Below are 26927 nucleotides of genomic sequence, written 5' to 3'. Positions count from 1 at the left end.
TACCCTAGCGCGCTCCCCGTCTGCCATGCCCTCGCCCCGAGGGCCGGCCCCTCCGAGGGAAGACACACCATGACCACGCACGCTCTCCCCGACTCCGGCAGCACCAGCTCCCCCTCCGCACCCGGCGTCTCCTTCCTGACCGTCGGCACCGGCCGTATCGCCTACGAATCAGTGGGCGACGGGCCCCTGATCGTGCTGTCGCACGGCATCGGCGACCTGCGCCAGTCCTACCGCTTCCTCGCGCCGCTCCTGGCGGAGGCCGGTTACCGCGTCGTCTCCGCGGACCTGCGCGGGCACGGCGACTCCAGCACCGGCTGGCCGTCGATCTCCCGAGCCGACGTCGCCTCCGACCTGCTCGCGCTCATCCGCCATCTCGGCGGCCCCGCCGTCGTCGTCGGCCAGTCGCTCTCCGGCGGTGCGGCCACGATCGCCGCCGCCCAGGCACCCGGGCTGGTCCGGGCGGTCGTGGAGCTCAACCCCTTCACCCGCGTGCCCAAGACGGACCTCGGCGCGATGCTGCGGGTGGGCCGCTACCGGCGCGGGGGGCTGCTGATGGGCGCCACCGTCGCCTTCCGCAGCCTGCGCGTGTGGCTGCGCTACCTCGACACCGCCTACCCCGGCAAGCCCGCCGACTGGGCCGACTACACCGCCGTGCTGCGCGCCAAGCTGTCCGAGCCGGGCCGGATGGAACAGTTCCTGAAGACCATGAAGACCAACGGCTCCGACGCGGAGGCCCAACTGCCCCACGTGGCCTGCCCGGCGCTGATCGTCATGGGTTCGGCCGACCCGGACTTCCCGGACCCCGCGGCCGAGGGCGCGGCGATCGTCGCCGCCCTGCCGGCGGGCGTCGGCAGCCTGGAGATCATCGACGGCGCCGGCCACTACCTCCACGCGGAGTGCCCCGCGCAGGTCGCCGCCCTCGTCACCCGCTTCCTGGCGGACCGTGTCGATGTCTAGCCACGCGATCGCCACGAAAAAGCCCGGACACACCTACGTCCGGGGCGGTCTGCGCTTCGCCACGGAGCTGATCGCCTGGGTGGCCGTCCCCTGGGCCCTGTGGCCGCACTCCGCGCTCCTGGCCATCGGCGCCGACGTGCTGCTGATCGGGCTGCCCGCGGTCTTCTCCACCCCGGGGGACCGGCCCGGCGGCGACTCCCCCGTCGCGGTCCCCGGCATCGTCACCATCCTCCTGCTCCTGCTCCAGCTCGCGGCGGCGACGGTGGCCGCCTGGGCGCTGTGGCCGACGTGGATCGCCGCGCCCGTGACCCTGCTGTGCCTGATCGTGCCGTTCACCGAACTGCCCCGCTGGCGGTCGCTGCTGGGGACGAGGACACGGTGACGGTGCCGACCCGGCCCGGCTCCTACACCCCGTAAGGCGCCCGCGCGCTCCCGGGCGGCGGCGACACCGGACACCGCGCCTTCCTGCTCTCCTTCACGCCGCACGCATTCAGCGCGCGTATTGACCGCGTGGCACTCACCGCGGGTACTCGGTTCGAGGACATCGGGATCAGTGCCCGCGCACTGATCCCGAACCCTTTCCACGCCCATACCCCGCGACGCGGCGCGCAAAGGGTGAGATCACCTCAGGACACCCGGGCGGGGCGATGCGCATAACGTTTCACGAGAAAAGGATACGGAGAACCCGGAACGCGCGGTCACGCATTCCCGGATCAGGGTGCGCCACAGCAATGAGCACCACGGTAGAGAACAGCGAGAGGAGCACGCTCACTCCCGCGCCGAACGGCATCGACATGAGGTCCATGCGAGGACGCTAGCAGTTCCTGACTTGCCGTAATTCTTGACAGAGTTTAGCAATATGCGCACTCATGGAATTAAGCAAACGCACCGCTCGCGTATCGGCAGGTCAGCGAGAAGGCACCCGCTTCGAAACCGGTGAAGTAACGTTCTGACAACGACAGGCACCTTCTCACCGGCTTGGGAGCACTCGTGCTGAAACTCGGCATCACCGTCCTCGGCGTGACGGACCTCGACCGCGCGGTGGCCTTCTGGACCTCGGCCCTGAATCTGGTGGCGGCACGGGAGTGGAGCAGCGACACCTGGCAGACCCTGCTCCACGCCGACGGCTCGGGCCGCGCGCTCGGCCTGATGGTCAGCGACTCCCCGGCGCAGTCCCACCCCCGCGTCCACCTCGACCTCTTCACCGAGACGGCGAGCGAGCAGGCGGCGGAGGTGGACCGCCTCGTCGCCCTGGGAGCGAAGGCGGTCGACTGGGACTCCTATCCGCAGGACCCCGACTTCGTCGTCCTCGCCGACCCGGACGACAACATCTTCTGCGTGGTCGATGTGAGCCGGGCGCCCAGCGGGAGTTAGGCGGGCCGCCCCCGCCGCGGAACGGACGGCGGCAGGAAACGGCTCGCACCGGGCGTTGTCGGAGGCGTCAGGCACACTGCGCCGTATGAACTCCGTGACCGCGCACGACTACGCCTGGATCCGCACCTCACCGCTCTTCGGCCTCATGCGGGACAGCGGGTACACGCTGACGCTGATTCAGGGGTGGCCCCCGCGAGAGGTGCTGCGCGCGATGAGGGCGGAGCCACGCGGTACCGGGGAGGGAGCGGCCGGGCTGATCGAGGCGGCCGGCGCCCACCGCGACGAGGTGGACGACTCCTGGGACGAGTCCTACGTCGCGGGCGCCTTCAGCGCTCCGGGCGAGGACGGCGACTGGACACTCGTCCTCGGCATCGACGGGGGCCTGGGGATCACCGCGCCGTGCGTGGAGACGCTGTCGAGGGGCGGCCGGGTCGTGGCGCACTCGACCAACGGCGGCAAGCCCATCGACCTCTTCCACTGGTTCGAGGACGGTGAGCTGCGTACGACGTTCGAGGGCCCCTCGTCGCGCGACGGCGACACCCCCGACGAACTGGTGCCGCTGCTGCGGGAAGTCGGCTTCCCGCTGACCGCCGGGGGAGAACACGACGCGAGCGCCCCGGACGTCGACGAGAAGGCGGCGGTCCTCGCTCTGGCCGAGAGACTCACCGGCGTACGCGTCACCGAGTCCCTCCTCCGGGACGCCACGTACGAGCTGGGACTCGTCCCCGAGGAGCCCGCCGAGGAGTGGACCAGCGTGGTCATCGACATCACCGACGCCCACGGGGAGCGCCTGTACCGGGAATGGACCTACGAGGAGGTCGCGGCGGCGTCGGCCCGCGCACGGGCGGAGGCGAACGCGCCGGTCGCGATCACCTTCAACGAGGCGCCGACCGGCGATCGTTCGGCGCCCGGGGCAGGTGAGGAGTAGCGAGTGGGAACGGGGAGGGCGCCCCGGCCCCTGATGCAGGAAACCCGCCGCCCGGCGCTCCGGTGCGTACGACCCCGCCTTACCCGGAGCCCCAAGCGCGAAGCCCGAAGCCCGAAGGAAGCAGGAGGGGCACCGCAGTGCGCGGCACCGGGCTCCCGTCAGGTTTCCTCGCCTCATGCCTCCGTCACCGGCCGACCACCGTGCGGCACAGGACCGGCTCGGTAAATGCGACCGCGTGCGGACCATGCCCCTGCGGTCCCGGCCTTCGAGCTGGCGAACCGCTCCTGTCCCCCGGGACGACGGGTCCTACTCCGCCCGCGTCGCGGCGTCGGCGGCCGGAGTGGGGGCCGGGGCGCTCAGCGGCTCGGCGGGGTGTTCGCGGGCCGGCCGCCCCGTCACCGTCCGCCCCCACGCCGTGCCGACGAGGACCAGGAGGGCGCCCGCGAGGCCCGGCCAGCCCGGCCGGTCGCCGGCCGCCGCGATGCCGATGACCGCCGCCCACAGCGGCTCGGTGCCCAGGAGCAGGCTGACGCGGGAGGGCGAGGTACGGCGGACCGCCCACATCTGGACGAAGAACGCCAGCAGCGTGCAGAAGGCGGAGAGGTAGAGGAGTCCGAGCCAGTCCCCCGCGCCGAAGCCGGAGGCCGTCGCCCAAGGGGAGGCACCGGTGCCGGGGACGGCCGACAGGACGCAGAACACGGCTACCGCGCCGCCGAGTTGGAGCGTCGTCAGCGACAGCGCGTCCGCTCCCCGTACCGACCGGGAACGCGCCATGACCAGGACGTGCGCGGTACGGGCGACCGCTGCCCCCAGCATGAGCAGATCGCCCGCCGAGGGGCTCGTGAACCCCGCGCCCTGCGTCAGCAGGGCGACGCCCAGTACCGAGAGCGCGGCGGCCGCGAGGAAGGGGCCGGGCAGCCGGGTGCCGCTCAGCCGGCTCTCGGCGAGCGGCGTGAACACCATGGTGAGGCTGATGATCAGGCCCGCGTTGGTCGCCGAGGTGTGCACGACCCCGTACGTCTCCAGCAGGAAGATCACGGCCAGGATCAGGCCGAGCCGGAGCGCCCCGCGTACCTGTACGGCGCTCAGCGCGCGCAGGCGCCGCCACCCGGCGAGCACCAGGACGGGAAGCGCCACGGCGAAGCGCAGGACCAGGACCGCCACGACCGTGTGCGCGGTGGTGACCCCCTTGGCCGCCAGGTAGCTGGAGCCCCAGACCACCGCGACCAGCAGGACGGGCAGGTCGACCGGCCGGCCCGCGCGGGCAGGGATGACGTCCATGGATCGGCCTCCTCGGCGTGGGACACCGGGACAGTACAAGAGAGGCACCGCACCGGTCCGCCGGTGTCTCAGCCCTCGAACCAGCCGCTGTGCGCCGAGCCCCGGCCCACTGCCCCGCTCACCCGGATCGAGCGGCCTCCCGCGTGGACGGTGACGGGTGGGGTGCGGGCCGTGTAGCGGGCCTTCCTGCCGACCTGGCGGCTGCCCCGGGCCTGGAGGGTCACGGACATCGTGGTGCGGGTGCGGGTGCTGCGCGCCTGCGTCTGGGCGCACACGTAGGGGCCGGAGCGGTGGACGGTCAGGGTGCCCGTCGGGAAGCGCAGGGTGCGGACGAGGTGGCCCCGGCAGTGGCCGGTCGCGGCGGTCGCCGCGGTGGGCGTGAGCAGCAGGACCAGGAGCGTGCTCAGGGCGAGGACGGCGGTCAGCAGGGTGCGCGCTCCCGCCCTTCCCCGGTCACCACTTCTTGTCACTCCCGCCCCTTCCTTCACATCCCCCACCACCGTACGGATGTACGAGGTGGGGGACGCGGGCGGGTGGGTCGGCGGTTGCGCCGGAGGACGGCCGTCCTCTTGCCGCCCCGTAGCCGCCCGCCGGCGACGAGGGCCCACGGGGGCGTCGTCACTCCTGCCGTCCCCGCGGACGCCGTGGCGTGTCCTCGTCGGCGTCCCGTCCTGGACGCCGCGGGGCGCGGCACCGCTTGAGGGTCCCGCGCGTCGGTTCCCGGGCCCCTTGTCGTCCTGCCCGATGCCGTGTCACGACGGCGTCGGCCCCGGCGTCCGCCTCACCCCGCCCCCGTCACCGGCAGGCACTCGGCGAGGAGGTCGAGGATGTCGCGCCAGGCGCGTCGCGCGTGCCGCGGGTGGTGGCCGACGCCGGGGGGCGTGGCGTGGTCGACCGGTGGGTGGTGGAAGGCGTGCAGGGCGCCGCCGTAGGTCACGAGGCGCCAGTCGACGTCCCCGGCCCGCATCTCGGCCGCGTAGGCGTCACGTTGGGCGGCGGACATGATCGGGTCCTCCGATCCGACTCCGGCCCACACCGGGCAGCGGATGCGGGCCGCCTCGCCCGGCCGGCCCGTGGTCAGGCCGTTGACCGTGCCGATCGCGCGCAGGTCGACCCCCGCGCGCCCGAGTTCCAGCGCGATCGCGCCCCCGGTGCCGTAGCCGATGGCGGCGACCCGGCCGGGATCGGTCCGTGGTTCGGCGAGCAGGACGTCGAGGGCGGCGTGGCCGATGTCCCGCATCCGGTCGGGGGCGGCGAGCAGCGGCAGGCAGCGGGCCAGCATCTCCTCCGGGTCGTCCAGATAGCGCCCGCCGTGCAGGTCGAAGGCCAGCGCCACGTAGCCCAGTCCGGCCAGGGCCTCGGCCCGGCGGCGCTCGATGTCGCTGGGCCCCATCCCCTCGGGCCCGATCAGGACCGCGGGGCGGCGGCCGGTACCGGTGGGGAGGGCGAGGTGGCCGGTCATCGTCAGACCGTCGGCCGGGTAGGTGACTGTGCGCGTCGTGACCGTCGTCGTCATGAGTCCGGACTGTAGTGACGCGCCTGCCCGAGTGGGCCGGTCTTCACCAGGGGCGGAATGCGGCCGGCCCACGGCAAAGCCAGGAGAACTCACCTGTGGACAGGGTGCCGGATTCGGGATACCCGCTCAGGCGTGGTGGGCGACGTGCGAGCTGCTCCCCCGCCACGACGGCGGCTCCACCGGCTCCGGACAGGGCGTGATCCGCCAGCCGGCCCTCTCGGGATTCGCCAGCGCGTCTCCTCCACGCGCCTGTGACCTGCGCGTATCGGACAGCCATCCGCCGACTACGAGTCCCGGTCATTGTGGCTGCCCGGCAAGCACCCACCACTCACCTGTTATGCGTGACGCGTGATCCGGGGGTTGGGCCACCCTTCGCGCTCGGCCCTCCGCGCGCACGCCGGCGCGGCCGCGGCTGGACGAGAGCCCGAGGACGAGAGCCCGAGCGTGAGTCGGCCGGGTTGCTCGCGCCGCCGTGAGGCGACTCGGCCCGGCTGTGAACCGTGTCGTCGTCAGCGGGTGCCCGCCTCGGCGCGCGCGTAGAAGGCGGCGAGTTCGTGGGGGTTCTTGGTGTAGACGTCGATCTTGCGCACCGTGCCGTCCTCGATCTGGTGGATCTCGACCATGGTCAGCGGGAAGTCCTCACCAGTGGTGTGGGCCGTCAGCGTTCCGGTGAGCCTTCCGACGACGCCGGCCGGGCCTTCGAACACCTCGGCATCGGTGATGGCGACGTTGGCGTAGCCCGCCATCGCGCCCAGGATCGACTGCGCGAACACCTCGCGGCCCTGGTGCACGCCGCCGTAGGGGAGCTGGATCGGTTCGTCGATGATCACCTCGGGGGCGAGCCTGGCCAGGACACCCGGCACGTCGCCCTTGCTCAGCGCGTCATACAGCCCTCGCACGACCTGCGCGGGGCTCTCCGCCGGCGTCTTCGTCTGGTTGCTCATCTTGGTGCCCTTCAGTTTTGTTCCGGTACCGGAAAGGTCGGCCGGCCCGGGGCGCATGTGCCCTCGCACCGGTCGGGCCCCGGAGGACCGGGGCGAGCACCATGCAACGGCACGGGCGCGTGACGGGGGAGTTTCCGCTGTGAGGGGTACTGGCAGGGTCCCCCAGCGCTCGTGTGGCCTGCCTACCCTGTCGTCATGGACAACCGGGACGCAGTCAGCGCTTTCCTCCGCTCCCGACGCGACAAGATCACCCCCGAGCGGGCGGGTCTGCCGGCCTACGGTCAGCGGCGGGTGCCCGGACTGCGCAGGGGAGAGGTCGCCACGCTCGCCGGGGTGAGCGTCGAGTACTACACGCGCCTGGAGCGCGGCAACCTCAAAGGTGTCTCCGACAGCGTGCTGGACGCCCTGGCTCGCGCCCTGCGGCTGGACGCCACCGAGCGCGTGTACCTGTACGACCTCGCCCGCGCCGCCGGGCCGGGGGCGCGGGCGAGGCAGCGGGAGGTCCGCCCGGCGGTGAGGCCGAGCGTGGCGCGGATCGTCGAAGGCATGCCGGGGATGCCGGCGTACGTGATGAACAACCGCCTCGATACGCTGGCCGCCAACCCACTGGGCCGGGCCCTGTACTCGGAGATGTACGCCGACCCGGCCTGCGGGGCGAACGTCGCCCGGTTCGCGTTCCTGAATCCAGCGGCCAGGCGGTTCTACACCGACTGGGAGCGTATGGCCCGCTTCGCCGTGGGCGCGCTGCGCGTCGAGGCGGGAAAGAGCCCCTACGACCGGGAACTGTCGAACCTGATCGGTGAACTGTCCACCCGCAGCGACGCCTTCCGCGTGATGTGGGGATCTCACGACGTGCATGTCTTCCGCGAGAGCACCAAACGCCTCAGCCATCCGTTCGTCGGCGACCTGGAACTCGATCAGGAGACCATGAGCCTGCCGGACGACAGCGGCCTGAGCGTGGTCGTCTACAGCGCGCCCCCCGATACCGCCGCCGAGGACGGCCTGAAGCTGCTCGCCGGCTGGTCCGCCACCACCGGACTGGAGCAGAACGCGCACTCCACGAGCGAACCGTCGAGCCGGAAGCCCTGACGGGCTTATATCTTCCGCAGCCCAGCGAGCAGCCCGACGGAGCAGCCCAGCCGGCAGTCACATCGATCGCCCGAGGCTTCTGTGACGCCTCCAAGTCGCCCGGAAACGCGTTGCCGTGTCCGGGGCGCGGGCAGCATGCTTCGGGTGTGACGACTCAGGAGAGCAGCAGCCGTACCGACGCCACCCTCGTCCTGCCCGTCAGCGTGCGCGATCTGCGGCCGCAGGACCTCCCCGCGTGTGCCTGGTCCGGATCGGCCACCCATCTGCGCCACGTGGAGCGGGAGTTGGCGCGGGCCGCCGCCGGTGAGGTGGACTACCTGGCCGTGTGCACCCCCGTCGGCCTGCCGGTGGCGATCGGCGGTGTCGACTATCAGGCGTCCGAGGGGGCCGGGACGCTGTGGCAGCTCGCCGTGCTCCCGGCGCTGCGGTCCCGGGGCCTCGGGACGCTGCTCGTGCGCGCCGCCGAACAGCGTGTCCGGGAGCGCGGTCTGCGCACCGCCGAGCTGGCCGTGGAGGAGGACAACCCCCGGGCCCGCGCCCTGTACGAGCGGCTCGGCTACGTCGCGTACGGCCGCGAGCCCGACGCCTGGGACGAGGAGGGGCCCGACGGGTCGGTCCGCCGCCACGAGACGATGTGCGTTCTCCTGCGGAGGGAGCTGTGACCCCGGCCCCCTGACCCGCCCCGCCGACCCGCCCCCGCCCGGCCCGGCCCGGCCCGCCTCACCTCACCGCACGGCCACCGGCTCCTCCGGGTCGCTCGGGTCGCCGGGGCCACTCGGCTTGATCAGGTCCACCGGCTCGCCCTCCCCGGTGAACGTGCGCCACAGGCGGGCGTACGTACCGTTCAGGGCGAGGAGTTCGTCGTGGGTGCCGTCCTCGGCGACGCGGCCGTGGTCCATGACGACGACGCGGTCGGCGCGGGCCGCCGTGGTGAGGCGGTGGGCGACGACGAGGGTCGTGCGGCGGCCCGCGACGCGTTCCGTGGCCTGCGTGACCTGGGCCTCGCTCGCGAGGTCGAGCGCGGCCGTGGCCTCGTCGAGCAGCAGGACGCGGGGGTCGACGAGTTCGGCGCGGGCCAGGGCGATGAGCTGGCGCTGTCCGGCCGAGAGGTTGCGGCCGCGTTCGGTGACCTCGTGGAGGTAGCCGCCGTCCAGGGTCGCGATCATGTCGTGCGCGCCGACCGCGCGGGCCGCCGCCTCCACCTCGGCGTCGCTCGCCTCGGGCCTGCCGTACGCGATGGCGTCCCGCACGGTGCCCGCGAACAGGTACGACTCCTGGGGTACGACGCCGAGTTGGTGCCGGTACCCGGCCAGGTCGAGGTCGCGCAGGTCGCGGCCGTCGACCGTGACGGCGCCGGAGGTCGGGTCGTAGAAGCGGGCGACGAGCTTGACGAGCGTGGACTTGCCCGCGCCCGTCTCACCGACGAAGGCGACGGTCTGCCCGGCCGGAATGCGCAGGTCCACGTCGTGCAGCGCGGTCTCCTCGCCGTACGCGAAGGCGACGTGCTCGAAGGCGAGTTCGCCGCGCAGTTCGCCGACCGGTTCGGGCCGCTGCGCGCTCGCCGTGGAGGTCGGCTCGACCAGGAGTTCCTGGACGCGGCCCAGTGAGACGGTGGCCTGCTGGTAGCCGTCGAAGACCTGCGACAACTGCTGGACGGGGGAGAAGAACAGGTCGATGTAGAGGAGGTAGGCGACCAGCGCTCCCGTCGTCAGCGTGCCCGCGTCGACGCGGTGCGAGCCGACGATCAGGACCAGCGCGGTCGCGACCGTGGACAGGAGCTGGACGAAGGGGAAGTAGACCGAGATGAGCCACTGGCCCCGGATGCGGGCGTTGCGGTAGGCGCGGGCGTCCTTCTGGAAGGTCTCGTAGCCGGTGTCCTCGCGGCGGAAGGCCTGGACGACGCGCAGTCCCGCGACCATCTCCTGGAGGCTGGAGTTGACGACCGAGATGCGTTCGCGGGCCAGCTTGTACGCCTTGACGCTGCGGCGCCGGAAGACGACGGTGCCGAGGATCAGGACGGGCAGCGTCGCGAAGACGACGAGGGCGAGTTCGACGTCGATGACGAGCAGCGCGGCCATGATGCCGAAGAAGGTGACGACCGACACGAAGGCGGTGACCAGTCCGGTCTGGAGGAACGAGGACAGGGCGTCGACGTCCGTCGTCATGCGCGTCATGATGCGGCCGGTCAGCTCGCGCTCGTAGTAGTCGAGGCCGAGCCGCTGGAGGTGCGCGAAGATCTTCAGGCGCAGCGCGTACAGCATGCGTTCGCCGGTGCGGCCCATCATGCGGTTCTCGCCGATCTGCGCGGCCCACTGCACGAGTACGGCGGCCAGGCCCAGGCCCGCCGCCGTCCACACGGCGCCGAGCGCGAGCCGGTTGACGCCGTCGTCGATGCCGTGCCGGATGAGGACCGGCAGGGCCAGCGCGAGGCCCGCGTCGAGGGCGACCAGCAGGAGGCTGAGCAGCAGCGGCCTGCCGAAGCCGCGCAGCAGCCGGCGCAGCCCGTAGGAGTCCTCGGGGGCGACGGCGCGCGCCTCGTCGATTCCGGGCAGGTCCTCGGCCGGGGGCAGCGCCTCGACCTGGGCGAGCAGTTCGGGGGTCGCGGGCATCCCGGTGAGGGCGGTGTCGCGCGGGGTGCGGTCGCCGGTCCACAGCTGCGGGGTGATGCCGCGTTCCGCGTCGTACTCGGCGTCGAGTTCGGCGCGGACCGACTCGTCCTCGGGCAGGTCGGCGGGGAGCGGGTGGCCGGGCGAGACGGCGCCGAGTTCGTCGGGGTCGGTGAGCAGGCGGCGGAAGAGCGGGGAGTCCGCCTCCAGCTCCTCGTACGTGCCGACGGCGGCGAGCCGGCCCCGGTCGAGGACGGCGATGCGGTCGGCGAGGCCGAGGGTGGAGCGGCGGTGCGCGATGAGCAGGGTCGTACGGCCCGCCATGACGCCGCGCAGCGCCTCGTGGATCTCGTGCTCGACGCGGGCGTCGACGGCGGAGGTCGCGTCGTCCAGGACGAGCAGGCGCGGGTCGGTGAGGATCGCGCGGGCCAGGGCCACGCGCTGGCGCTGCCCGCCGGACAGGGTCAGTCCGTGTTCGCCGACGGTCGTGTCGTAGCCCTCGGGCAGTTCGCGGATGAAGCGGTCGGCCTGGGCGGCGCGCGCGGCCGTCTCGATCTGCTCCCGGGTGGCGCCGGGCACGCCGTACGCGATGTTCGCGCCGATCGTGTCGGAGAAGAGGAAGGAGTCCTCGGGGACCAGGCCGATCGCGGAGCGCAGCGAGGACTGGGTCAGTTCGCGCACGTCGTGGCCGCCGACCAGGACGGCGCCGTGGGACACGTCGTAGAAGCGGGGCAGCAGGAGCGACACGGTGGACTTGCCGCTGCCGGAGGAGCCGACGAGGGCGACGGTCTCGCCGGGGCTGATCTCCAGCGAGAAGCCGTCGAGGACCGGGCGGCCCTCCTCGTACGCGAAGCCGACGTCGTCGAACTCGACGGTGGCGGGCGCGTCGGCGGGCAGTTCCTTCGTGCCGTCCTGGAGGGAGGGCTCGGTGTCGATGAGTTCGAGGACCCGTTCGACGCCCGCGCGGGCCTGCTGGCCCACGGTGAGGACGACGGCGAGCATGCGTACGGGGCCGACGAGCTGCGCGAGGTAGGAGGAGAAGGCGACGAAGGTGCCGAGCGTGATGTGGCCGCGCACGGCGAGCCAGCCGCCGAGCGCGAGCATCGCGACCTGGCCGAGCGCGGGGACGGCCTGGAGCGCCGGGGTGTACCTGGCGTTGAGGCGGATGGTGCGCAGCCGGCCCGCGAACAGCCTGCGGCCGACCTCGCGCAGCTTCCCCGTCTCCTGCTCCTCCTGCCCGAAGCCCTTGACGACGCGGACTCCGGAGACGGCGCCGTCCACGACGGAGGCGACGGCGGCGGCCTGGGCCTGCGCGTACCAAGTCGCGGGGTGCAGTTTGGCGCGGGAGCGGCGGGCGATGAAGTAGAGGGCGGGGGCGACGGCGAGGGCGACGAGGGTCAGCGGGAGCGACAGCGTCGCCATGATGACCAGGGACATCACGAACAGCAGGACGTTGCCGATGGTCATGGGCAGCATGAACAGCAGGCCCTGGATCAGCTGGAGGTCGCTGGTCGCGCGGCCGACGACCTGGCCGGTGGACAGTTCGTCCTGGCGGCGGCCGTCGAGCCGGGTGATGGTGGCGTACATCTCGCTGCGCAGGTCGTACTGCACGTCGAGCGCGAGCCGGCCGCCGTAGAAGCGGCGCAGGTAGGCGGTGACGTAGACGACGACGGCGGCGCCGACGAGGGCGCCGGCCCAGGTGCCCATGGGGCGGCTGCCGTCACCGATCACGTCATCGATGATGATCTTGGTGATGAGCGGGACGAGGGCCATGACGGCCATGCCCGCGAGGGAGGCGCCGAGGGAGATGACGACATCCCTCTTGTACCGCCAGGCGTAGCCGGCGAGCCGCCGGGCCCAGCCGGGTGCCTGCCGGGGGGCGGGGGGCGGGGTCCTGTCGTCCCGCGAGCCGATGTCCGTACCGATAGGGGTGGGTTCTCCCGCCGCCACGCGCGCCTCCTGTGGATCTGTGTCGCCGCAGGGGGAACGCGTTCACGTGCGGATTTCATCCCGCCGTTACGTTCGGGCTCCACCGGTGGGCTCCGCCGGGCCGGGGGGAACCGACTCGGGGCTCCGCCCCGGACCCCGCTCCTCAAGCGCCGGAGGGGCTGGTTGCCGGCGCCGGTGGGGCTGGTTGTCGGCGCCGGAGGGGCTGGTTGTCGGCGCCGGAGGGGCTGGTTGTCGGCGCCGGAGGGGCTGGTTGTCGGCGCCGGAGGGGCTGGTTGCCGGGGTGCTGCCGGCTGACAGGTCACTGTCCCTGGGCCAGTACCGGGACCAGTCGGGCGGCGTCCACCGTGCCCAGGCCGCTCGCGAGGTCGTAGCCGGGTGCGGCGCGGTAGCCGGCCTCGCCGTTGACGCCGTTCACGACATCGACGAGCCCGGAGCGGTCGGCGGCCTGGACGGCGCCGTACAGGGTCGCGTTGACCGGGCCCAGTCGCTTGTCGGCCTGTTGCGCGGCGAGCGCGGTGAGGCCGGCGAAGAGGGGCGCGGAGAGGCTCGTGCCGAGCATGGGGGCCCAGGAGGAGGTCCGGTCGTGGGTGAACCAGATCATCGTGGAGCCGGTCGCGGACGCGGTGAGGGAGACGTCGGGGACGCCCCGGTGCTCCCCGGTCACCTTCCGCACGCCGTCCTGGTAGTCGGGTCGGCCCGCGAGGACCGAGGTGCCGCCGCCCGTCGCGCCGCCCTTGTCGTTCCACACGGTGTCGGGGCTGCGGCGCCGGCCCCGGTCGTCCAGGGTGAGCCGGGTGCCGCCGACGGCCGTCACCCCGGGATCGCTCGCGGGCCAGGACACGGTGCGCACCGGTTCCCGTCCGGCCTTCGCGGCCTCGGCGGCGCCCGGGGCGGCGCCCTCGTCGCCGCTCGCGGCGACGACGGTGATGCCCTTGGCGGCGGCCTCGTCGAACACCGGGCGCAGGTCGCGGTAGAGCCGGGCGACGTGGGCGCTCTGGTCGCCGGTCTCCGGGAAGACGAAGCTGAGCGAGAGGACGTCGGCCTTGTTCTCGGCGACGGCCGTGCGGATGGCCCGCGCGATGAGGTCCATGGCGCGCGGGGTGATGCCCTTCGCCGCGTCCCGCTGCTCCAGGTCCACCTGATAGAAGCGCAGGCCGGCCTTGGGGGCCATGGCGTGGAGGGCCTGGACGTCCAGGGTGGCCTCGCGGGCCATGGCGACCATGGTCTCGTTCTTCCAGTCGAAGGGGGCGGCCCGCCGGCCCCTGCCCGGGGACTGGCGCACGACGGTCAGGTCCGGGGCGGGCAGGCGCATCGCGGAGCTGAAGGTCTTCAGGTCCTCGGCCAGGTGCGGGGAGCCGACGACGTTGAGCGCGGCCACCGTCGTGCCCTCGCCGTCGGTGCCTTTGGCGTTGAGCGCCTTGGCGCCGTACACCTGCCGGAGCTGGTCGAAGGTGTAGCAGCCGGTCCGGGTCGCCTTCGTGCACAGCCGGCGGACCGGGCCGGTCGCGGTCGTCGTGGGGGTCGGCATCGCGGTCGCGGTGGCCGCCTGCTGCGCGGCCTGGGACCCGGCGACGGTCTGGCAGCCGGTCGCCAGCAGCACGGAGCCCGTCGCACACGCGAGGGCGGCTCGGACGGTACGGGCGCGGTGAGGCACGGGACGGTCCTCCAGGTCCTGACCGCCGGCCGACGGGGCACACGCGCTGCGCGCCCTGCGGGCGGGGTACGAGGGGTGTGGCGAGGGACGGCTCCCACGCTGTCCCGGCGCCCCTGGAGCGGCCAGCGGGCCAGGGCCGTCCGGGTGAACCTCCCGGGCCCGGCGCCGCGCCCGGCCGGGCGCCCTCGGTACCCCGCGTACCCCCGCGTACCCCCGCCCTCAGCTCTCCTTGAACATCCTCGGTACGGCCGGGAGGACGACGACCGAGGGACCGGGTGCGGCGAGCGCCTCGGCCAGGTCCTCACGCAGCCGCTCGGGGGTGGTCAGGGCCGCCGGTACGCCGAAGGAGGCGGCGAGCGCCGGGAAGTCGGGGCGGGCGAGTTCGGTGCCGGTGGTCTCGCCGAAGGCTCCGGTCATGTACTCGCGCAGGATGCCGTAGCCGCCGTCGTCCACGATGAGCCAGGTCACCGGCAGCCCGTACTGTTTGGCGGTCGCGAGTTCGGCGAGCGAGTACATCGCGCCGCCGTCCCCGGAGACCGCGAGGACGGGGCGGGCCGGGTCGGCGCTCGCGGCGCCGAGGGCGGCGGGGAAGGCGTAGCCGAGCCCGCCGGAGCCCTGCGCCGAGTGCATCGTGCCGGGGCGGCGGGCGTCGAAGGCGGCCCAGGCCCAGTACGACAGGATCGTCATGTCCCAGAAGCTCGGCGACTCGTCGGGCAGCGCCGCCCTGATCGCGGCGAGCAGGTCCTGTTCCAGGGTCAGGTGCTGCGCGTCGATGCGGGCGCGGACCTTGGCGAGCAGGCTCGCGACGCGCTCGGGCGCCCCGGGTTCGCTGCGGGGCGGGGCGGTCTCCAGGAGGGCGGTCAGGGCGAGGCGGGCGTCCGCGTGGATGCCGAGGCCCGGGTGGTTGGACTCCAGTTTCCCGAGGTCGGCCTCGATCTGCACGATCCGGCCGCGCGGCGCGAAGCTGTGGTAGTTCGAGGAGAGTTCACCGAGCCCGGAGCCGACGACGAGCAGCACGTCGGCGTCTTCCAGGAACTCGGTGGTGTGCCGGTCCTCGATCCAGGACTGCCCGGAGAGCGGGTGCTCCCACGGGAAGGCGCCCTTGCCGCCGTACGTCGTGACGACCGGCAGGTCGAGGTGTTCGGCGAGCGCGAGCAGCTTCCCGGCGGCGTCGGCGCGGACGACGCCGCCCCCGGCGAGGACGGCGGGCCGTTCGGCGTGCGCGAGCCAGTGCGCGGCGAGCGCGGTCAGCTCGGGGCGCGGCACGAGGTCGGGCGGGAAGGCGTCGGGCGCGTTGACCTCGGGCAGGACCGTTTCAGCGGTGAGGACGTCCTGCGGGATCTCGACCCAGACGGGGCCGTGCGGGACGGTGAGCGCCGACTCCCAGGCCGCCGCGATCGCGGAGGGGATCTGGGAGGCGGTGCGCACGGTGTGGGTGGACTTCACGACGCCCCGGAAGGAGGCTTCCTGGTCGCGCAGTTCGTGCAGGTAGCCGTGGCGGCCCCCGCCGAGCCCGGCGACCGGGACCTGGCTGCTGATGGCGAGCACCGGGGAGCTGCCCGCGGCGGCCTCCTGGAGCGCGGCGAGCGAGGTGAGCGCGCCGGGCCCGGTGGACAGCAGGAGCGGCGCGGCCTCCCCGGTGACCCGCCCGTAGCCGTCGGCGGCGAAGCCCGCGTTGTTCTCGACGCGCAGCCCGACGTAGCCGAGCGCGGAGCGGCGCACCGCGTCGAACAGGCCGAGGGCGTGCTGTCCGGGCAGTCCGAAGACGGTCGTGGCGCCGAGTCCGCGCAGCGTCTCGACCACGAGGTCGCCGCCGGTGCGTCCGGCGGGCGGGTCGAGCGCGGCCCGGGTCTGCTCGTCGGTGGGGCGCAGTTCCAGGTCGTGGTCGTGGGTCACTGGTTCGCGGGGTCCTTCCGGGCTTCGGCGATCTGGCGGGACATGATCGTCGTGAGTTCGTACGCGGTGTGGGAGGCGGCGACGGCGGTGATCTCGGCGTGGTCGTAGGCGGGGGCGACCTCCACGACGTCGGCGGAGACGAGCCGGCAGGAGGAGAGCCCGCGCAGGATCTCCAGCAGTTCGCGGGAGGTGAGACCGCCGGCCTCGGGGGTGCCGGTGCCGGGGGCGTGCGCGGGGTCGAGGACGTCGATGTCGACGGAGACGTACAGCGGGCGGTCGCCGATGCGCTGGCGCAGCTGGTCGGTGACCTCGTCGACGCCGCGTCGCATGACGTCGGCGGAGGTCACGATGCCGAAGCCCATCTTCGCGTCGTCGGTCAGGTCCCGCTTGCCGTAGAGCGGGCCCCGGGTGCCGACGTGGGAGAGCGCGGAGGTGTCGAGGATGCCTTCCTCGACGGCGCGGCGGAAGGGGGTGCCGTGGGTGTAGGCGGCGCCGAAGTAGGTGTCCCAGGTGTCGAGGTGCGCGTCGAAGTGGAGCAGCGCGACCGGGCCGTGCCGCTCGGCGACGGCCCGCAGCAGCGGCAGGGCGATCGTGTGGTCCCCGCCGAGCGTCATGAGCCGGGCGCCGGTGGAGAGCAGTTCCCCGGCCGCGCCCTCGATCGTCTCGACGGCCTCGCCGATGTCGAAGGGGTTCACCGCGATGTCGCCCGCGTCGGCGACCTGGGCGAGGGCGAAGGGGGAGGCGTCCTGCGCCGGGTTGTAGGGGCGCAGCAGCCGGGACGCCTCGCGGACGGCGTTGCCGCCGAAGCGGGCGCCGGGCCGGTAGGAGACCCCGGTGTCGAAGGGGACGCCGACGACGGCGACCTCGGCCCGGCCGACCTCGTCGAGGCGGGGCAGCCGCGCGAAGGTGGCGGGGCCCGCGTAGCGCGGGACGCGGGAGGAGTCGACGGGTCCGCGCGGGGTGGTCCGCTCGCCTGCCGGGGACGGGGCCTGGGGCCCGGTGTGCTGCTGCTCGCTCATGGTGGGATGCCTTCGCCGTGTCGGATGCGCCGCAGGGGGCCGGGGGGATCGCCCTCGGAACGGGTGGCGCGCTCCCGACTGTAGCCGGGGGGCCGGACGGACGGCACGGGCACGGTTCGCGCAGGTGGCGGGCGGGGGGCGGCGGCAGCGTGTGCGCCGGGGCGGGGCACGGGCGCCGGGGCGGGGCACGGGCGCCGGGTCGGGGCGCGGGCGGCGGGACGGGGCACGGGCGGCGGGACGGGGCACGGGCGGCGGGGCGGGGCACGGGCGCCGGGGCCGGAGTACGCGTCCCTACGCGCCCGGCCCGGCCCCCCTGCCCCCTCGGATCAACGCCACGTGCGACTCGGCACGAAACCGAGCAGTTCCCGGCTGCGCCGCGTGTCGAAGAAGGTGTCGTGGCCGCCGAAGCCCTCGCGCACCTCGGTGTCCGGGTGGTACGCGGACAGCAGGTCGAGGCTCGGTTCGAGGGCGGCGCTGTCCGGGGCGCAGATGTTGACGACGTGGTGGCCGCTCAGCTCGGCGGTGAGCGCCGCCAGCACGGATCGCGCCGCGTCCTCGGTGTGCAGCCAGCCCCACAGTTCCTTGCTGTTGCCGCCCGGGTCGGCGTGCACCTCGTCGAGGCGGGCGCGCAGCCGCGCCCCCGCGCCGACGAAGGGGAAGCGCAGCAGGACGGTGTCGGTGCCCCAGCGGCGTGTCGTGAAGGCGGCGGCCTGCTCGGTCATGACCTTGGACAGCCCGTACGAGTCGACGGTGAGGTCCGGGTGGTCCTCGTCCACGGGCACGTACACGGGGTGCAGTTCGCGGTCGGCCCACGCGAGGCCCACCGCCGAGGCGCTGGAGGCGGCGACGATCCGCCGGACCCCGCGCCGGCCCGCCTCCTGGAACACGAGGTACGCGGCGAGGACGTTGGCCCGCAGCGTCTCGTCCTCGGCGACGATGCCGGGCGCCGGATAGGCCGCGAGGTGGACGACCCCGGCGAGCCCGGCGGGCCCGGCCTCCTCGGCGGCGGCCGTGAAGCACGCGGTGACGGTGGCGGCGTCGGCGAGGTCCCCGGTCACGAAGCGCGCGCAGCCGTCGTCCGCCGCGCCGCGTTCCCGGTCGGCGCCCACCACGCGGTACCCGGCGCCGGTCAGCGCCCGCACGACGAACCGTCCGATCCCGCCGGCCGCGCCGGTCACGAGGACGGTGCCCCGGCCCGTCCGGTCCGTCCCGTCCGTCTGGTCCGTCCCGTCCGTCCGGTCCGCCCGGTCCGTCTGGCGGTCGTTCATCCCTTGTTCGTTCCCTTCGGGTTCATGTCCTGGCCGTTCCCTTCCGGTTCATCCCTTGACCGCCCCCATCAGTCCGTTCACGAAGTAGCGCTGCGCGCACAGGAACAGGATGATCACCGGGATCACCATGATCAAGGCGGCCGCCATGAGCGAGTTGTACTGCACGACGTTGGAGGACTGGAGCTGCTGGAGGGCGATCGGCAGGGTGTAGCGGCCCGGGTCGTTGAGCGAGATCCGGGCGAGCTGGTACTCGTTCCAGGTCGGGATGGCGGTGAGGAGCGCGATCGTGACGAGCGCGGGCCGGGCCAGCGGCAGGTAGATCCGGCCGAAGATGCGCAGCTCGCCCGCCCCGTCCATGCGCGCGGCCTCGCGCAGTTCACCCGGCACGGTGTTGAAGCTGTTGGTCAGCATCAGGACGGCGAGCGGGGCGGTGCCGTTGACGCCGGGCAGGATCAGGCCCCAGTGGGTGCCCAGGATGTCCATCCGGCCCTCCAGCAGCACGATCGGCAGCAGGGTGACCACTCCGGGGACGAAGAGCAGGACGAGGAAGAGGCGGTAGAGCCACGTGCGGCCCGGGAAGCGCAGCGTCGAGAAGGCGTAGGCGGCGGCCGAGTAGATGATCACGACCAGGACCGTGGTCAGGACGGTGACCTTGACGCTGTTGAGGAAGTAGTCGAAGAAGTCGAGCCGGTTCCAGGTGTCGGTCAGCGTGTGCAGGGTCGGGTGGTGCGGCACGAGGTGGCCGCCCTCCTGCACCTCGGCGTTGGTCTTGAAGGCCGCCGAGACCATCCAGAGGAACGGGTAGAGGCTGACGGCCGCGTAGGCGGCGAGGAGCAGCCCGACGACGGTCCTGGTGACGATCCGGCCGACCGGGCGCCCGCCGCCCCGGGCGGCCTCGCCGCCGCGCGTACGGGCGGGCCGGCCGGTCCGCGCGGCGGCGGTGGTGGTGGCGCTCATCCGATCCTCCTCATGGCCCGCTGGTTGATGAAGGCGACGACGAGCGCCGCGAGGAACAGGAGCCATCCGAGGGCGCTGGCGAGGCCGAGCGTCGGGGACATCTCGTTGAGGAAGGCGAGCCGGTAGGTCTCCAGTCCGAGCACGCTGGTGGAGTCGCCGGGGCCGCCGTTGGTCATGATCAGGAAGGACTGGAAGCCCTGGAGCGAGTCGCGCACGTTGAGCAGGACCACCACGACGGTGATCGGCTTCATGAGCGGCCAGACGACGGACGTGGTGGAGCGCAGCCAGCCGGCGCCGTCGATCTGCGCCGCCTCCAGCAGGGAGGTGTCCAGGGACTGGAGCGAGGTCAGGTACAGGAGCATCGCGACCGGGACGGCCGACCAGACCATCACGACGATCATGGTGGGCAGCGCGGTGTCGGGGTTGCCCAGCCAGCCCTGCGGCTGCTGGAGGCTGCCGAGGCCCACGGCCTTGAGGAGCAGGTTGATCGCGCCGCCGGGTTCCAGGATGTAGTTCCACGCGAAGTAGACGGCGATTCCGGTGGTGACGTACGGCAGGAAATAGACCGAGCGCAGGATTCCCTGGAAGCGTTTCGCCGAATTCAGGACGATGGCGAGCGGGAAGGCGATGAGCACGGTGAGGAGAGGGACGCCGATCACCACCCACAGGGTGTTCGTCGCCGCTTTCCTGACGATGGGCCAGTAAGTGGGAGAACCGCCGAGCAGGTCCGTGTAGTTCTTGAGTCCCCGCCAGTGCCATTCGGGCCAGAAGCCGTTCCACTGCGCGAAACTCAGCCCGAATCCGTAGACCACGGTATAGGCGCCCATGACCAGGAAGAGGAGTACGGCGGGGGCGACGAAGGCATAGCCCCAGGCGGCCTCGGTGCCCCGTTCGCGCAGGCGGGCGCGTGGCGGCCGGGCGGCGGTGCCGGCCGGGGACGCGCTCTCGCGCGGGGCGCGGACGGGCGCCTGCGCGGCCGGTCCGGCGCTCATGAGCCCTGCTCCGACCAGTAGGACTTCATCATGGAACTCATACGGGCTCCGGTACTCCTGGTGGAGAGCGTCTTGAGCGGGGTCATCTGCGCGAGGACCGCGCCGACCTTGCCCGCGTCGTAGAGGTTGGGGCGGTACGAGGTGACACTCGGGTTGTAGCCCTCGGGGTCGGTGCCGAAGCTGCTCTGCATCGAGTTGAGGACGGGCCCGAGGGCCTTGGCCTGACCGGCGTCGAAATCGTTCGGGGGCACGTCGTTGGCCTGTTTGCCGAAGGTCGCGGCGATCTCGGGGCGGGAGAGGAACCTCATCCACTCCAGGGCCTCGTCGCGCTTGGCCGTCTTCTTGACCATGCCGAGGCCGGTCAGGGAGAAGGGCGACATCTGGAGGTCGGGCATCTTCGCGGCGGCGGGCGGCGGCACCGGGAAGGTCAGGAGGTTGCCGACGTCGTAGCCGTTGTCGGCGAGGAAGGCGAGGGTGTAGGTGCCGCCGACGTCCACGCTGGCCTTGCCCTGGGCGAAGGCGAGGTCGGCCTCGTCGATGGTTTTGGACTGGCTGCCGGGCATCCAGTACGGCGTGACCTGATTGTAGGTGTCCAGGACCTTCCGCCCCTCGGGGGAGCTCCAGCCCTTGCCGGCGTCGCGGCCGAAGAGCTGCTCGAAGCGGTCCTTGCCGAGCAGCCCGTAGGCCATCGGCTGCATGATCCACTCCAGGGCGGTGGAGGGGGACTTGAGGCCGATGGTCAGCCCGCCCCGCCCGCCGTACTCCTTCTTGAGCCGGTCGAGGACGTCGATGAACTCCTCCCAGGTGGCGGGGGGTTCGGTCACGCCCACTTTGGCGGCCCGCTCCTTGTTGAGGTAGACCATGCCCTGCGTGCCGACGGTGACCGGGATGCTGTAACGGTCGCCGCGCTGCACGCCGAGGGACTTGGAGCCCTCGGTGAGCGAGTTCTCGTAGTCGACCGGGGTGACGACGCCGTCCCCGCGCACCTGCGGCAGGAAGCGCTTCGTCCAGTCCGCGTCCACCTCGTCCGAGAGGTCCGCCAGGAGGCCGGCCCCGCCGAGCGCGAAGTCCTCCCCCTTGGCGTGCACCTCCATGACGTCGGGCAGGTCGTTGGTCCGCGCGGCCGCCTGGATCTTCGTCAGGAAGGCGTCGTCGGGCGTGTACGCCTGGACGTCCACCTTCGTCCCCGTCGCCTCCGTGAACTTCTCGGCGGCGGCCCGGAAAGCGGCCACATGGGACTGCTTGAAGGTCCACATGCGCAGTTCACCCCGGCCGGAACCCGTTCCGCCGCCGCTGGAACCGCATCCGGCGACAAGGACGCTCAAAGCGGCGACCGTGGCCAGGAGCGAAGAGCGACGTGCGGCCGGGAGGAGTCTTTTCACGTTCCCAGCGCCTTTCTCCAGAGCTGTTCGTTCAGCCCCTCCGGCTTCTCTCGAAGCAGTTGGTGGTATCTAAATCGAGTTGATGTACGGTGTCAACAGTCGTAACCACACGGAAAAACAGCGGAAAACTCCGTCCGCCGACACCCCCTTCCGGAGGGCCCCATGGCCTCGACCGACCACCTCCGTCCCGACCCCGCCGAGGGCCCGGCGCAGGCTCCCCCGACCTCCCCCGGCGCGGCCCCGGCCCCAGCGCCCGCCGGCCCCCGCGACGAGGTGCTCGCCCGCGCCCCGTGGGCCTCTTCCGCCGCCGACGCGCTGCGCGTGACCGCCGTCCGCACCTTCCTGTGCGCGCCGCAGGGCTGCCCGTACGTGATCGTGCGCGTGGAGACCAACCAGCCCGGCCTGTACGGCCTCGGCTGCGCGAGCGACCCGCAGCGCACCCTGGCGATCCGCTCCGTGGTGGACGACTACTACGGGCCGATGCTGCTGGGCCGGGACCCCTCCGACATCGAGGACCTGCACCGGCTGCTGCTCAACAGCGGATACTGGCGCGGGGGTTCGATCGGGCAGAACGCGCTGGCCGGCATCGACGTCGCGCTGTGGGACATCAAGGGCAAGGCCGCCGGGCTGCCCCTGTACCAGCTGTTCGGCGGCCGGGCCAGGGAGGCGGCCGAGGCGTACACGCACGTCGACGGCCGGGAGGCCGGGGAGATCGCCGAACGGGTGCTGGCCGCGCGCGAACGCGGCTACCGGCACGTGCGCGTGCAGGTCGCGGTGGAGGGCACCGACGCCTACGGCACCGCCCCGCGCGACGAGGCCGAGGCCAGGCGCCGCGCCCTGCGCTCCGGCACCTGGGACTCGCTGAGCTATCTGCGGCACGTACCGCCCGTACTGCGGGAGGTGCGCGAACGCGTCGGCTGGGACGTGGAGTTGCTGCACGACGCGCACGAGCGGCTGACGCCCTCGCAGGCCCGCGAGCTGGTCCACGAGGTCACCGACGCCGGGCTGTTCTTCCTGGAGGACGCCCTCGCCCCGGAGGACGCCGCGCACTTCGGGCAACTGCGCGCGGCCGGGCCGGTGCCGCTCGCGGTCGGCGAGCTGTACCACGACGTCGGGATGTACCTGCCGCTGCTGGAACAGCGGGTCGTCGACTTCGCCCGGGTCCGCGTCCCCACTCTGGGCGGGCTCACCCCCGCCAGGAAACTCGTCGCGGCCGTCGAGCTGTTCGGGGCGCGCACCGCCCCGCACGGGCCGGGCGACGTGAGCCCGGTGGGCATGGCGGCCAACCTCGCGCTGGACATCAGCTCCCCCGCGTTCGGGGTGCAGGAGGCGGCGGCCTTCAGGGAGGCGACCCGCGAGGTCTTCCCCGGCGCCCCCGTCCCGCACGAGGGCCGCCTGTACCCCTCCCAGGAGCCCGGCCTCGGCGTCGACTTCGACGAGACGGCGGCCCGCGCCCACCCCGTCGGCGCTCCGCTGGAGCACGACCGCTGGGCGCTGCTGCGGAACGCGGACGGCAGCGTCCAGCGGCCCTGAGCGGAGCCCGTCCCCTCATACGGCTGTGGGCCCCGCGGGGGGGGGGGGCCCCCCCCCGCGCGGGGGGGGGGGGGGGGGCGCCCCCCGCCCGGGGCGCGGGGGGGGCGGGGCGGCCCGGGGGGGGGGCGGGGGGGGGGGGGGCGCGCCCCCCGGGGGGGGGGGGGGGCGGGGCCCGGTGGGGGGGGGGGCGCGCGCGGGGCCGGGGGGTCCGGGGGCGCCCGCCGGGCGGCGGGGGGGGGGCCGCGGGCCCCCGCCGCTCGGCGTGTCCGGCGTGCGGCCGTCCGGTGCCGTCGTCCGGTGCCGTGGGCGTGGTGTGGGGGCGCCGAGGGGATGCCCGGGAGAGACCGGTGGGGTGCCCGGTGAGGTGTCCGGTGGGTGTGAATTCCTCCCGCCCCCTTGACGCAGGTGCGGTCAGAAAGCCACAGTAGCGGTCATCTACGGTCAGCGCTTCACTCGGCGCGCGGCGGTACGGCCCCGGGGCGGTGCCCCGCCCGGCGGCACCGGCGCGGGCCGATCCCTGGACACCGGCCCCGCACCCGCACCCGCCGCACCGCAGAAGGACCCGGCCATGACCACCATCCTCAGCATCGACCAGGGCACCTCCGGGACGAAGGCCGTCCTCACCGACGAGCGGCTCGAACCCCTGGCCGTCGCCCTGCACGACGTACGCCCCCGCTACCTGCCCGGTGGCGGGGTCGAGCAGGACCCGGCCGCGCTCCTGGACTCCGTGCTCTCCGCCGGGCGGGAGGCGGTGGCCAGGGCCGGTCGCGCCCCCGACGTCGTCGCCCTCGCCAACCAGGGCGAGACCGTGCTGGCCTGGGACCCGGACACCGGCCGGCCCCTCTCCCCGGCGATCGTGTGGCAGGACCGGCGCGCCGGGAGCGTGACCGGTCCGCTCGCGCCGCGCGCCGCCGAGGTCGCCGCCCGCACCGGACTGCCGCTCGACCCGTACTTCTCGGCGCCGAAGATGGCCTGGCTGCGCGCCCACGTCACCACCGAGGGCGTCGTCACCACCACCGACTCCTGGCTCCTGCACCACCTCACGGGGGCCTTCGTCACCGACGTCACCACCGCGAGCCGCTCGCTGCTCCTCGACATCGACCGGCTCGACTGGGACACGGACCTGCTCGGCCTCTTCGGACTCGGGGACGAGCGCCTGCCCCGGCTCGTGCGCTGCGACGAACCCGTCGGCACCACCACCGCCTTCGGGCCGCCCGCCACCGTCGCGGGGCTCGTCGTGGACCAGCAGGCGGCCCTGATCGCCGAGGGCTGCCTCACGCCCGGCACCGCCAAGTGCACGTACGGCACCGGCGCCTTCCTCCTCGCGAACACCGGGAGCGAGGCGGTGCGCTCCTCCGGCGGGCTCGCGCTCTCCTGCGCCTGGCGGACCGCCGGGGAGAGCGCGTACTGCCTCGACGGGCAGGTGTACACGGCGGGTTCGGCCGTGCGCTGGCTCACCGACATGGGGCTGCTGGCCTCCGCCGCCGACCTCGACACCGCCGCCGCCGGGGGCAGCGGGGGCGCCCTGTGCGTGCCCGCCTTCGCCGGGCTCGCCGCGCCCTGGTGGAGCCCCGGGGCGGGGGCCCGGTTCGAGGGGCTCGCGCTCGCCACCCGCCCCGGCCACCTCGTCGCCGCCGTCCTGGAGGGCATCGCCGCCCAGGTCGCGACCCTGTGCGCCACCGTCGTCCGGGACACCGGCGCCCCGGTCGGCGCCCTGCGCGCCGACGGCGGCCTCACCCGCAGCCGCGCCCTGCTCCAGGCCCAGGCCGACCTCGCCCAGATCCCGGTCGAGGCGCACCCCAGCGAGCACGCCACCGCGCTCGGCGCCGCCGCGCTCGCCCGGCTCGCCCTCGAACCGGGACTCGGCCTCGCCGGTGCCGCCCCCGCCAAGCCGCCCTCCGCCGTCGTCACCCCGCGCTGGAGCGCCGACCGCGCCGCCGACCACCTCGCCCGCTGGCAGGCCGCCGCCGGGGCCGCCGCGGCCGCCGCCCCGCACCCCGCCCCGTACGCCCAAGGAGCAACCGCATGAGCACCACCCCGGCCGGCCGGCCCACCCCCACGGGGGACGGCACACCCGTGTACGACGTCGCCGTCGTCGGCGGCGGCATCGTCGGATGCGCCATCGCCCGCGAACTCGCCGGTCACGAACTGACGGTGGCCCTGGTGGAGGCCCGCTCCGACGTCGGCGACGGCACCAGCAAGGCCAACACCGCGATCCTGCACACCGGTTTCGACGCGTCCCCCGGCAGCCTGGAGGCCCGCCTCGTCCGGCGCGGCTACGAGCTGCTCTCCGCGTACGCCGAGCGGACCGGCATCCCCGTCGAGCGCACCGGGGCCGTCCTCGTCGCCTGGAACGACGAGGAACTCGACGCGCTGCCGGGACTGCGCGAGAAGGCCGGGGCGAACGGGTACGAGCGCTGCCGGATCATCTCCGCCGAGGAGGTGCGGGAACTCGTGCCCGACCTCGGCGAGGGCGTACGCGGCGGGCTCACCGTCCCCGACGAGTCGATCATCTGCACCTGGACCACCAACCTCGCGCTCGCCACCGACGCCGTCCGCCGCGGGGCCACGCTGCTCCTGGACCACCCGGTCACGGCCGTACGGACCGAGGAGGGCGGCGTCACCGTGCTGGACACGCCCGCCGGGCCCGTCCACGCCCGGCGCGTCGTCAACGCCGCCGGACTCGGCGCCGACCACGTCGACCGGCTCTTCGGCCACGACCGCTTCACCGTCACCCCCCGGCGCGGCGAACTCCTCGTGTACGACAAGCTCGCCCGGCCCCTCGTCCCGCGCATCGTGCTGCCGGTGCCCACCAAACGCGGCAAGGGCGTGCTCGTCTCGCCGACCATCTACGGCAACGTCATGCTCGGCCCCACCTCCGAGAACCTCACGGACCGGGGCGCCACCGGCACCTCCGAGGAGGGCTTCGCCTTCCTGCTCGGCAAGGGCGGGAAGCTCATGCCGCGCCTGCTGGAGGAAGAGGTCACCGCGAGCTACGCCGGACTGCGCGCCGCCGTCGACCACCCCGACTACCTCGTCGAGGCCGCGCCCGACGGGCGGTACGTCCTCGTCGGCGGTATCCGCTCCACCGGCCTCACCTCGGGAATGGCCCTCGCCGAACACGTCCGCGACCTGCTCGCCGGGACCGGCCTGCCGCTGACCCCGCGTACCGACCTGCCCGAGCCGCCCCGGATGCCGAACCTCGGCGAGGCGGGCGTCCGCCCCTACCAGGACGCCGGGCTCATCGCCGCCGACCCCGCCTACGGCACCGTCGTCTGCTTCTGCGAACGCGTCACCGAGGGCGAGATCCGCGACGCGCTCCGCGCCGAGGTCCCCGCCCGCACCCCCGAGGGGCTGCGCCGTCGCACCCGCGCCATGAACGGCCGCTGCCAGGGCTTCTACTGCGGGGCCGAGGTACGGGCCCGCTGCGCGGCGGCGGGCGCCGAGAGCGCCGGGGACCGGGCCCCCTACGTACCGGCCGCCGCCGCGCACGCCACCGGCTTCGCCACCCCGGACCCCGGCCCCGCCCAGGCCGCAGCCCCCGCCCGCCCCGCCGGGACCGCACAGCAGAGGTGACCTCC

The 26927-nt window shown here is 73.7% G+C and carries 22 protein-coding genes; 9 read left to right on the top strand and 13 right to left on the bottom strand.

From position 1 onward, the window contains the following. Positions 1 to 69 precede the first annotated feature (69 nt). Positions 70 to 957 (top strand): alpha/beta fold hydrolase, encoded by an 888-nt coding sequence (locus tag ACFYMP_RS14070; protein ID WP_388855760.1) that lies wholly within the window; start codon positions 70 to 72, stop codon positions 955 to 957. Beyond that, a complete protein-coding gene (locus ACFYMP_RS14065) occupies positions 950 to 1339 on the top strand; it encodes a hypothetical protein (RefSeq protein ID WP_388855757.1) in 390 nt (129 codons plus the stop codon). The genes ACFYMP_RS14070 and ACFYMP_RS14065 overlap by 8 nt, the downstream gene beginning before the upstream one ends. A 279-nt stretch (positions 1340 to 1618) precedes the next feature. Here ACFYMP_RS14065 and ACFYMP_RS14060 read toward each other — a convergent pair whose 3' ends face one another. Continuing rightward, entirely contained in the window at positions 1619 to 1762 is a 144-nt protein-coding gene (locus ACFYMP_RS14060) for a hypothetical protein (protein ID WP_388855754.1), read from the bottom strand. Positions 1763 to 1947: 185 nt separating this feature from the next. Here ACFYMP_RS14060 and ACFYMP_RS14055 point away from each other — a divergent pair, with 185 nt between their 5' ends. Together ACFYMP_RS14055 and ACFYMP_RS14050 are read left to right on the top strand one after the other, a co-directional pair. Beyond that, positions 1948 to 2331, top strand: coding sequence for a VOC family protein (locus tag ACFYMP_RS14055; RefSeq protein WP_388856061.1), 384 nt, complete (start codon positions 1948 to 1950; stop codon positions 2329 to 2331). 85 nt (positions 2332 to 2416) lie between these two features. Next, positions 2417 to 3259 (top strand): DUF6461 domain-containing protein, encoded by an 843-nt coding sequence (locus tag ACFYMP_RS14050; RefSeq protein WP_388855751.1) that lies wholly within the window; start codon positions 2417 to 2419, stop codon positions 3257 to 3259. A gap of 306 nt (positions 3260 to 3565) precedes the next feature. Here the strand turns inward: ACFYMP_RS14050 and ACFYMP_RS14045 are convergent, their stop codons facing one another. The 4 genes from ACFYMP_RS14045 to ACFYMP_RS14030 all read right to left on the bottom strand — a co-directional run bounded on the left by ACFYMP_RS14045 (position 3566) and on the right by ACFYMP_RS14030 (position 7000). Next, on the bottom strand, positions 3566 to 4540 hold the full coding sequence (locus tag ACFYMP_RS14045) for a DMT family transporter (RefSeq protein ID WP_388855748.1): 975 nt from the start codon (positions 4538 to 4540) through the stop codon (positions 3566 to 3568). A gap of 68 nt (positions 4541 to 4608) precedes the next feature. After that, positions 4609 to 5010, bottom strand: coding sequence for a hypothetical protein (locus ACFYMP_RS14040; protein ID WP_388855745.1), 402 nt, complete (start codon positions 5008 to 5010; stop codon positions 4609 to 4611). A gap of 311 nt (positions 5011 to 5321) precedes the next feature. Next, on the bottom strand, positions 5322 to 6056 hold the full coding sequence (locus ACFYMP_RS14035; protein ID WP_388855742.1) for a dienelactone hydrolase family protein: 735 nt from the start codon (positions 6054 to 6056) through the stop codon (positions 5322 to 5324). Positions 6057 to 6565: 509 nt separating this feature from the next. Continuing rightward, the gene (locus ACFYMP_RS14030) at positions 6566 to 7000 is read right to left on the bottom strand and encodes a nuclear transport factor 2 family protein (RefSeq protein ID WP_388855739.1); all 435 of its coding nucleotides are present in this window, start codon (positions 6998 to 7000) and stop codon (positions 6566 to 6568) included. A gap of 195 nt (positions 7001 to 7195) precedes the next feature. Between ACFYMP_RS14030 and ACFYMP_RS14025 the strand changes: the two genes are divergently transcribed. Next, complete coding sequence (locus ACFYMP_RS14025; RefSeq protein WP_388855736.1) at positions 7196 to 8089, top strand: helix-turn-helix transcriptional regulator; 894 nt, start codon at positions 7196 to 7198, stop codon at positions 8087 to 8089. A gap of 146 nt (positions 8090 to 8235) precedes the next feature. Beyond that, the gene (locus ACFYMP_RS14020) at positions 8236 to 8751 is read left to right on the top strand and encodes a GNAT family N-acetyltransferase (protein WP_388855733.1); all 516 of its coding nucleotides are present in this window, start codon (positions 8236 to 8238) and stop codon (positions 8749 to 8751) included. Positions 8752 to 8814: 63 nt separating this feature from the next. Here the strand turns inward: ACFYMP_RS14020 and ACFYMP_RS14015 are convergent, their stop codons facing one another. The 8 genes from ACFYMP_RS14015 to ACFYMP_RS13980 form a co-directional block, all read right to left on the bottom strand. Continuing rightward, a complete protein-coding gene (locus ACFYMP_RS14015) occupies positions 8815 to 12609 on the bottom strand; it encodes an ABC transporter ATP-binding protein (RefSeq protein ID WP_388856058.1) in 3795 nt (1264 codons plus the stop codon). A 334-nt stretch (positions 12610 to 12943) separates the two neighbouring features. Next, on the bottom strand, positions 12944 to 14299 hold the full coding sequence (locus tag ACFYMP_RS14010) for a S8 family serine peptidase (RefSeq protein WP_388855730.1): 1356 nt from the start codon (positions 14297 to 14299) through the stop codon (positions 12944 to 12946). Positions 14300 to 14518: 219 nt separating this feature from the next. Then, a complete protein-coding gene (locus ACFYMP_RS14005) occupies positions 14519 to 16195 on the bottom strand; it encodes a thiamine pyrophosphate-binding protein (protein ID WP_388855727.1) in 1677 nt (558 codons plus the stop codon). After that, positions 16192 to 17214, bottom strand: a complete 1023-nt coding sequence (speB, locus tag ACFYMP_RS14000) for an agmatinase (protein ID WP_388855724.1) — start codon at positions 17212 to 17214, stop codon at positions 16192 to 16194. Before speB ends, ACFYMP_RS14005 begins: the two co-directional genes overlap by 4 nt. 326 nt (positions 17215 to 17540) lie before the next feature. Then, complete coding sequence (locus tag ACFYMP_RS13995; protein ID WP_388855721.1) at positions 17541 to 18482, bottom strand: NAD-dependent epimerase/dehydratase family protein; 942 nt, start codon at positions 18480 to 18482, stop codon at positions 17541 to 17543. A gap of 48 nt (positions 18483 to 18530) precedes the next feature. Beyond that, on the bottom strand, positions 18531 to 19439 hold the full coding sequence (locus tag ACFYMP_RS13990; protein ID WP_388855718.1) for a carbohydrate ABC transporter permease: 909 nt from the start codon (positions 19437 to 19439) through the stop codon (positions 18531 to 18533). Further along, the gene (locus tag ACFYMP_RS13985; RefSeq protein ID WP_388855715.1) at positions 19436 to 20431 is read right to left on the bottom strand and encodes a carbohydrate ABC transporter permease; all 996 of its coding nucleotides are present in this window, start codon (positions 20429 to 20431) and stop codon (positions 19436 to 19438) included. Before ACFYMP_RS13985 ends, ACFYMP_RS13990 begins: the two co-directional genes overlap by 4 nt. Further along, positions 20428 to 21756, bottom strand: a complete 1329-nt coding sequence (locus tag ACFYMP_RS13980) for an ABC transporter substrate-binding protein (protein WP_388855712.1) — start codon at positions 21754 to 21756, stop codon at positions 20428 to 20430. The genes ACFYMP_RS13985 and ACFYMP_RS13980 overlap by 4 nt, the downstream gene beginning before the upstream one ends. 219 nt (positions 21757 to 21975) lie before the next feature. Between ACFYMP_RS13980 and ACFYMP_RS13975 the strand changes: the two genes are divergently transcribed. From ACFYMP_RS13975 to ACFYMP_RS13965, 3 genes are all read left to right on the top strand, one after another. After that, the gene (locus tag ACFYMP_RS13975) at positions 21976 to 23346 is read left to right on the top strand and encodes an enolase C-terminal domain-like protein (protein ID WP_388855709.1); all 1371 of its coding nucleotides are present in this window, start codon (positions 21976 to 21978) and stop codon (positions 23344 to 23346) included. Between the two features lie 568 nt (positions 23347 to 23914). Continuing rightward, positions 23915 to 25375 (top strand): FGGY family carbohydrate kinase, encoded by a 1461-nt coding sequence (locus ACFYMP_RS13970; protein ID WP_388855706.1) that lies wholly within the window; start codon positions 23915 to 23917, stop codon positions 25373 to 25375. Further along, positions 25372 to 26922, top strand: coding sequence for an NAD(P)/FAD-dependent oxidoreductase (locus ACFYMP_RS13965; protein ID WP_388855703.1), 1551 nt, complete (start codon positions 25372 to 25374; stop codon positions 26920 to 26922). Before ACFYMP_RS13970 ends, ACFYMP_RS13965 begins: the two co-directional genes overlap by 4 nt. Positions 26923 to 26927 lie beyond the last annotated feature (5 nt).

Origin of the sequence: Streptomyces sp. NPDC007088, assembly GCF_042869355.1 — a bacterium.
Classification (GTDB): domain Bacteria; phylum Actinomycetota; class Actinomycetes; order Streptomycetales; family Streptomycetaceae; genus Streptomyces.
This window is presented reverse-complemented; position numbering and strand designations above follow the sequence as displayed.

Bases quoted from the DNA above. Each gene is read 5' to 3' on its own strand.
- ACFYMP_RS14070 (WP_388855760.1), top strand. From the start codon at position 70: ATGACCACGCACGCTCTCCCCGACTCCGGCAGCACCAGCTCCCCCTCC.
- ACFYMP_RS14065 (WP_388855757.1), top strand. From the start codon at position 950: ATGTCTAGCCACGCGATCGCCACGAAAAAGCCCGGACACACCTACGTC.
- ACFYMP_RS14060 (WP_388855754.1), bottom strand. From the start codon at position 1,762: ATGGACCTCATGTCGATGCCGTTCGGCGCGGGAGTGAGCGTGCTCCTC.
- ACFYMP_RS14050 (WP_388855751.1), top strand. From the start codon at position 2,417: ATGAACTCCGTGACCGCGCACGACTACGCCTGGATCCGCACCTCACCG.
- ACFYMP_RS14045 (WP_388855748.1), bottom strand. From the start codon at position 4,540: ATGGACGTCATCCCTGCCCGCGCGGGCCGGCCGGTCGACCTGCCCGTC.
- ACFYMP_RS14035 (WP_388855742.1), bottom strand. From the start codon at position 6,056: ATGACGACGACGGTCACGACGCGCACAGTCACCTACCCGGCCGACGGT.
- ACFYMP_RS14030 (WP_388855739.1), bottom strand. From the start codon at position 7,000: ATGAGCAACCAGACGAAGACGCCGGCGGAGAGCCCCGCGCAGGTCGTG.
- ACFYMP_RS14025 (WP_388855736.1), top strand. From the start codon at position 7,196: ATGGACAACCGGGACGCAGTCAGCGCTTTCCTCCGCTCCCGACGCGAC.
- speB (WP_388855724.1), bottom strand. From the start codon at position 17,214: ATGAGCGAGCAGCAGCACACCGGGCCCCAGGCCCCGTCCCCGGCAGGC.
- ACFYMP_RS13995 (WP_388855721.1), bottom strand. From the start codon at position 18,482: ATGAACGACCGCCAGACGGACCGGGCGGACCGGACGGACGGGACGGAC.
- ACFYMP_RS13990 (WP_388855718.1), bottom strand. From the start codon at position 19,439: ATGAGCGCCACCACCACCGCCGCCGCGCGGACCGGCCGGCCCGCCCGT.
- ACFYMP_RS13985 (WP_388855715.1), bottom strand. From the start codon at position 20,431: ATGAGCGCCGGACCGGCCGCGCAGGCGCCCGTCCGCGCCCCGCGCGAG.
- ACFYMP_RS13975 (WP_388855709.1), top strand. From the start codon at position 21,976: ATGGCCTCGACCGACCACCTCCGTCCCGACCCCGCCGAGGGCCCGGCG.
- ACFYMP_RS13970 (WP_388855706.1), top strand. From the start codon at position 23,915: ATGACCACCATCCTCAGCATCGACCAGGGCACCTCCGGGACGAAGGCC.
- ACFYMP_RS13965 (WP_388855703.1), top strand. From the start codon at position 25,372: ATGAGCACCACCCCGGCCGGCCGGCCCACCCCCACGGGGGACGGCACA.